The 6,048-nt window shown below is 61.1% G+C and carries 7 protein-coding genes; all 7 read left to right on the top strand.

Translation table 11 applies throughout. The features are described 5' to 3' along the window. A partial coding sequence (locus tag EN925_RS19250) for an autotransporter domain-containing protein (protein WP_127274247.1) occupies positions 1-556 on the top strand: 556 nt, incomplete at its 5' end. A 24-nt stretch (positions 557-580) separates the two neighbouring features. Then, entirely contained in the window at positions 581-703 is a 123-nt protein-coding gene (locus EN925_RS41510; protein ID WP_281040652.1) for a hypothetical protein, read from the top strand. A gap of 274 nt (positions 704-977) precedes the next feature. Next, positions 978-2,063, top strand: a complete 1,086-nt coding sequence (gene ugpC, locus EN925_RS19245; protein WP_127369293.1) for a sn-glycerol-3-phosphate ABC transporter ATP-binding protein UgpC — start codon at positions 978-980, stop codon at positions 2,061-2,063. A gap of 37 nt (positions 2,064-2,100) precedes the next feature. Next, a complete protein-coding gene (locus EN925_RS19240; protein ID WP_013529762.1) occupies positions 2,101-3,426 on the top strand; it encodes an ABC transporter substrate-binding protein in 1,326 nt (441 codons plus the stop codon). A gap of 94 nt (positions 3,427-3,520) precedes the next feature. Next, positions 3,521-4,471 carry a sugar ABC transporter permease gene (locus EN925_RS19235; RefSeq protein WP_013529761.1) on the top strand — a complete coding sequence of 317 codons (951 nt, stop codon included), beginning with the start codon at positions 3,521-3,523 and terminating at the stop codon, positions 4,469-4,471. 1 nt (position 4,472) lies between these two features. Further along, positions 4,473-5,366 carry a carbohydrate ABC transporter permease gene (locus EN925_RS19230; protein WP_024502709.1) on the top strand — a complete coding sequence of 298 codons (894 nt, stop codon included), beginning with the start codon at positions 4,473-4,475 and terminating at the stop codon, positions 5,364-5,366. A gap of 99 nt (positions 5,367-5,465) precedes the next feature. After that, positions 5,466-6,048, top strand: a 583-nt coding sequence (locus EN925_RS19225) for a rod-binding protein (protein WP_164894279.1), incomplete at its 3' end; no start/stop codon positions are given.

Here is a 6,048-nt window from a genome sequence, read left to right as displayed (position 1 = left end):
TGCCTATACGTGGCATGACATGAAGACATCGCGCTCGGTGGCCATGCCCGGCTTTGCCGACAGCCTGAGCGGCGACTACAACGCTGGCACCTTCCAGGCGTTCGGGGAACTCGGCTATCGCATCGATACGCCAGTCGCGGCCTTCGAGCCTTTTGCCAACCTCGCTTATGTCAACCTGCATACGGACGGCTTCACGGAAAAGGGCGGTGCGGCGGCATTGACCAGTGCAAGCCAGACCACCGACGCCACCTTCACCACGCTTGGTCTCAGAGCCTCCGCCGGCTTCACGCTCGGCGCCATCAATGCCACGGCGCGCGGCATGCTGGGCTGGCGCCATGCCTATGGCGACGTCATACCGACCAGCACACATGCCTTCTCTGCCGGTGATGCCTTCACGATCGCTGGCGTGCCGATCGCCAAGGACAGTGCCGCCATCGAAGCGGGGTTCGATCTCAACCTGACCGATGCCGCAACCCTCAGCGTCGCCTACCAGGGTCAGTTCGGCTCCGGCGTCCAGCAGAACGGCTTCAATGCAAAACTCAACGTGGAATTCTAATCAAGCGGGAAGGATCGTTCCGGAATGACTGCCCCTGACGGAAAAGGGGCCATTCAATCCGCTTATCGCATCGCCCAGGCGGTCGTACGCCAGGAAGCGAACCTCGCGAGCGCCTGGCAGGAAGCCAGCCTTATCGCCGCCGGTTGAGCGAGCCTACAAGGACGTGCGCAACTGTGATGAACGCGAACGCTGCGACCGCAGGTGCCGGACTTGATCGCGCAGAAGCGGACGCAGGAGCAGCTGGGAGGATTGTGTGGCGCGAAGCGGACCCTCCCAAGGTTCGGCTTTCCCCTAAACGCTTTACAGCCCGGTTTGGTAGCGCTACCGTTTCGGCCTAGCGTGAGCCTGGGAGGAGCCAGGGCTGTAGCTGGCGGAAGCGTTGTTCCTTCGACGACGTCGCGGGAATTTGTTGGGAGGATCGATGGCGTCTGTCGCAATTGGCGAAGTCTACAAATCATTCGGCGCTGTCGAGATCCTGCACGGGGTCAGCGTGAACATCGAGGACGGCGAGTTCGTCACTCTGGTCGGACCATCGGGCTGCGGAAAATCAACCCTTCTCAGAATGATCGCCGGCCTGGAAAAGATTTCACGCGGCCAGATCGCGATTGGCGAACGGGTCGTCAACAACGTTGCGCCCAAGGAGCGCGACGTCGCCATGGTCTTCCAGAACTATGCGCTCTACCCACACATGACCGTTGCCGAGAACATGGCGTTCTCGCTGATGCTCAAAGGAGTTTCCAAGCCGGAGAGCGATGCAGGCGTGCGCCGCGCGGCCGAAATCCTTGGGCTGGTGCCGTTGCTGGCGCGCTATCCTCGGCAGCTTTCCGGCGGCCAGCGCCAGCGCGTCGCAATGGGCCGCGCGATCGTGCGTGATCCGGCGGTCTTTCTCTTCGACGAACCGCTGTCCAATCTCGACGCCAAACTCAGGGTGCAGATGCGCGCCGAGATCAAGGAACTGCACCAGCGCCTCAAGACCACGACAGTCTACGTCACGCACGACCAGATCGAGGCCATGACCATGGCTGACAAGATCGTGGTCATGCATGACGGCATCGTCGAGCAGATAGGGCCGCCGCTGGAACTCTATGACCGGCCGAACAATCTTTTTGTCGCCAGCTTCATCGGCTCGCCGGCCATGAATTTGCTGAGGGGCGAGATCGCTATTGACGGCTCACCCTCGTTCCGCGGCGCCGGGGGGATTTCAGTCCCGTTGGCCTCGGCACTTTCCATCCCCAATGGCGAGCCTGTGGTGCTGGGAATAAGGCCCGAGCATTTGCGGCTGTCCGACGACCAGGGCATTCCGGTCACCGTCGCGGTGGTTGAACCAACCGGGTCCGAAGTGCAGCTCATCGGCCGGACAGCCGGCGGCGAAGAGATCGTCGCGAATTTCCGGGAACGACATTCCTTCACGCCGGGCGAAACCATCCGGCTTACGGCCGAGCCCGGCCTCATCCATCTCTTTCACGGAGAAACCGGACAGAGGTTCCAAACACGTACCGATCAGTAGGACCACAGGCAAGGACAACAAGCAGGAGGAAACGAGCATGAAGTTCACCAGACGTGACGTGATCCGCACCACCGCCGGCGCGGCGGCAGGTGCCTTGGGAAGTCGGTTCATCAGCTCTCCGGCCCTTGCCCAGGACGGACCGAAATACAAACCCGAGGATGGCGCCAAGCTTAGGCTGCTGCGCTGGTCGCCCTTCGTCCAGGGCGACGAGGACCAATGGCTGGCCAACACCAAGCGCTTCACCGAAGCGACAGGTGTCGCGGTCCGCGTCGACAAGGAAAGTTGGGAGGACATTCGCCCCAAGGCGGCAGTCGCGGCAAATGTCGGCTCCGGCCCCGACCTGATGTTCGTCTGGTTCGATGACCCGCACCAATATCCCGACAAGCTGCACGACGTGAGCGAACTGGGCGAGTATCTCGGCTCGAAATACGGCGGCTGGCATGATGGACCAAAGCAATATGCGACCCGGGAAGGCAAATTCATCGGCCTGCCACTGGCCACGATCGGAAACGCCATCGTCTATCGGGAAAGCTGGGTGAAAGAGGCCGGCTTTTCGGAGTTTCCCAAGGACACGAAAGGCTTCCTGGAACTTTGCAAGGCCTTGCAGGCGAAGGGACATCCGGCCGGCTTCACGCATGGCCATGGCGTCGGCGACGGCAACAACTATGCTCATTGGCTGCTGTGGAGCCATGGCGGCCAGATGGTCGACGAGAGCGGCAAGGTAACGATCAACAGCCCCGAGACCCTCAAGGCCATCGAATACGCGCAGGAACTCTACAAGACCTTCATTCCAGGCACGGAAAGCTGGCTCGACGTCAACAACAACCGCGCCTTCCTGGCCGGCGAACTGGCTGTCATCGCCAACGGCATCTCGGCCTACAACACCGCCAAAATCAATAAGGACAATGATCCGAAGCTGGCTGAAATCGCCAAGGACATACGCACCACCAACCTGCCCATCGGCCCTGTCGGCAAATCCGTCGAATTGTTCCAGGTGACCACGGCTGTCATCTTCAATTACACGCCCTACCCCAACGCGGCCAAGGCGTATTTGCAGTTCATGTTCGAGGAACCGCAAATGAAGGACTGGATCACCTCCTCGGCCGGATATTGCTGCCAGACCCTGAAGGCATTCGACAACAACCCGGTATGGACTGCCGATCCCAACAACGCCGCTTACGCCAAGGCTTCGGCTACTCTGCGGCCTAACGGCTATGCCGGGCCGCTCGGCTATGCTTCGGCGGCAACCATGGCCGACTACGTGCTGGTCGATATGTTCGCCAAAGCGGTGACCGGCCAGGCGACGCCACAAGAGGCAATGGAAGAGGCCGAGAAGCGGGCAAATCGCTATTATCGCGTTTGAGCCGGTTCAGCCGGGCAGCGCGGCTGCCCGGCTGGCTTCGGATTGCATCGTGGCCGATCCGGCCGATCAATGAGACCTCAGCAGGAGCCGACCCATGGCCGTGCCGTCAGCTGCTATCCAGCCGCGATCTTCGATCTTCTCACGGATTCTATCGCGCTGGAGCGAAAGCCGGAACGCACTTGGCTTCGGCTTCATGCTTCCGGCGGCTGCACTGCTGCTTGTCTTCCTGACCTATCCGCTGGGGCTCGGCGTCTGGCTCGGCTTCACCGACGCCCGCATCGGCCGCCCCGGCATCTTCATCGGCATCGAAAACTATGAATATCTGTGGAGCGACGCCGTCTTCTGGCTCTCCGTCTTCAACACCTTGCTCTACACGATCAGCGCTTCGATCCTGAAATTCGCGCTCGGCCTCTGGCTGGCGCTCCTCCTCAACCAGAACCTTCCCTTCAAATCGTTCTTCCGCGCGATTGTCCTGCTGCCGTGGGTGGTGCCGACGGTGCTCTCGGCCATCGCCTTCTGGTGGATCTACGATTCGCAGTTCTCCATCCTCTCCTGGGCGCTGCAGCAGATGGGACTGATCGACCACCGCATCAATTTCCTTGGCGATCCGGAGAACGCACGCGCCTCGGTGATCGCCGCCAATGTCTGGCGCGGCATTCCTTTCGTGGCCATCACGCTGCTGGCCGGCCTGCAGACGATTCCCCAATCGCTTTACGAGGCCGCGACGCTCGACGGCGCCAGCCGTTGGCAGTTGTTCCGCTATGTGACGCTGCCGTTGCTGACGCCGATCATCGCCATCACCATGACCTTTTCGGTCCTGTTCACCTTCACCGATTTCCAGCTGATCTATGTGCTGACTCGCGGCGGGCCGGTGAATGCCACCCATCTGATGGCGACGCTCTCGTTCCAGCGCGGCATTTCCGGCGGCCAGCTTGGCGAGGGAGCCGCGATCGCGGTGGCGATGATCCCGTTCCTGCTTGCGGCGATCCTTTTCAGCTATTTCGGCTTGCAACGTCGTAAATGGCAGCAGGGCGGTGGAGACTGACATGGCCGCGATCGAAACGAGCAACCGTCCGAACACGGATGAAGGCGGCATGGGCTATCTTCAGAGCCTGCCCCGGCGCGTGGTGACCGTTTATCTGCCGCTCCTGATCTTCGTCATCGTGCTGCTGTTCCCGTTCTACTGGATGACGATCACGGCGGTGAAACCCAATCTCGAGATGACGGATTATGCCAATTTCAACCCGTTCTGGGTCGTCCATCCGACGCTCGAGCATATTCGGTATCTGCTCTTCGAGACGTCCTATCCGGGTTGGCTCCTCAACACGATCATCATCTCGACCGCCTCAACTTTCCTGTCGCTGCTGGCGGCGGTGTTCGCTGCCTATGCGATCGAGCGCTTGCGGTTTTCCGGGGCGCGGCAGGTCGGCTTGGCGATCTTCCTGGCCTATCTCGTGCCGCCCTCGATTCTGTTCATTCCACTGTCGGTAATGGTGTTCAACCTCGGCCTTTACGATACGCCGTTCGCACTGATCCTCACCTATCCGACGTTCCTCATTCCATTCTGCACGTGGCTCTTGATGGGCTACTTCCGCTCGATACCCTTCGAACTGGAAGAATGCGCGCTGATCGACGGAGCGAGCCGCTGGCAAATCCTGACCAAGATAGTTCTGCCGCTGTCGGTGCCCGGCCTGATCTCCGCCGGCATCTTCGCCTTCACCCTGTCATGGAACGAATTCATCTACGCCTTGACCTTTATCCAGTCGTCCGAAAACAAAACCGTGCCGGTCGGCGTGCTTACCGAGCTGGTACGTTCGGACGTCTATGAATGGGGAGCCCTGATGGCAGGCGCGCTGATCGGCTCCCTGCCGGTGGTGGTGCTCTATTCATTCTTTGTCGAGCACTACGTCTCCTCGATGACGGGGGCGGTCAAGGAGTGAGGCTGAGGCGGAAATCCGCCCCTCGCCGGCAGCTTCGATCCGATCCCCCGCACTCCGCTCCCTCTCCTTCCCGCAAGCCTGCCACAAGCTTGTTGAGGCATGGTCTGGTCAGGGAAAACCGGTAAAAGGCGGACTTTCTTGGCGATTTCTCCACCCAGCGACATCGTTATGGATGTGGCCCGAGCCGTCGACCCGGCGGATATCGAGACCGCCCGCGCCGCGCTGGCAAAGCGGGCCGGCGGCGCTACGGGCACATTTTCACTCGACACAGCCGCTTCCGTCGATGCCGGCGCGATCCTGTCGCGCGCCACAGCCGACAAGGCCGCCGCCGCAACCGACCCGGCCAAGAAATTCAAGAAGTTCGAGGCGATGGTGCTGCAGACCTTCATCCAGAACATGCTGCCCAAGGACACCGAGGGCGTCTACGGCAAGGGCCTGGCCGGCGACATGTGGAAATCGCAGCTTGCAGAGCGGGTGGCCGACGTAATGGCCGAACGCGGCGGCATCGGCATCGCCAAATCGATGCTCGCCGACCACTATCTCGAAGGCAAGCGCGTCGTGCCCGTCGGTCCGGTTTCGGGCGGGCCGGAAAAGACCGAGGTCGACCAGCAAAACAGCCTGTCGACCTCGCTGGTCCATCAATTGCAGCGCAAGGCTGCGGGATCGATGACCGGTGACGAGA

Source organism: Mesorhizobium sp. M7A.F.Ca.US.006.04.2.1, from assembly GCF_004022915.1.
Taxonomy (GTDB): domain Bacteria; phylum Pseudomonadota; class Alphaproteobacteria; order Rhizobiales; family Rhizobiaceae; genus Mesorhizobium; species Mesorhizobium ciceri.
This window is presented reverse-complemented; position numbering and strand designations above follow the sequence as displayed.

Bases quoted from the DNA above. Each gene is read 5' to 3' on its own strand.
- EN925_RS19230 (WP_024502709.1), top strand. From the start codon at position 4,473: ATGGCCGCGATCGAAACGAGCAACCGTCCGAACACGGATGAAGGCGGC.
- EN925_RS19235 (WP_013529761.1), top strand. From the start codon at position 3,521: ATGGCCGTGCCGTCAGCTGCTATCCAGCCGCGATCTTCGATCTTCTCA.
- EN925_RS41510 (WP_281040652.1), top strand. From the start codon at position 581: ATGACTGCCCCTGACGGAAAAGGGGCCATTCAATCCGCTTATCGCATC.
- ugpC (WP_127369293.1), top strand. From the start codon at position 978: ATGGCGTCTGTCGCAATTGGCGAAGTCTACAAATCATTCGGCGCTGTC.
- EN925_RS19240 (WP_013529762.1), top strand. From the start codon at position 2,101: ATGAAGTTCACCAGACGTGACGTGATCCGCACCACCGCCGGCGCGGCG.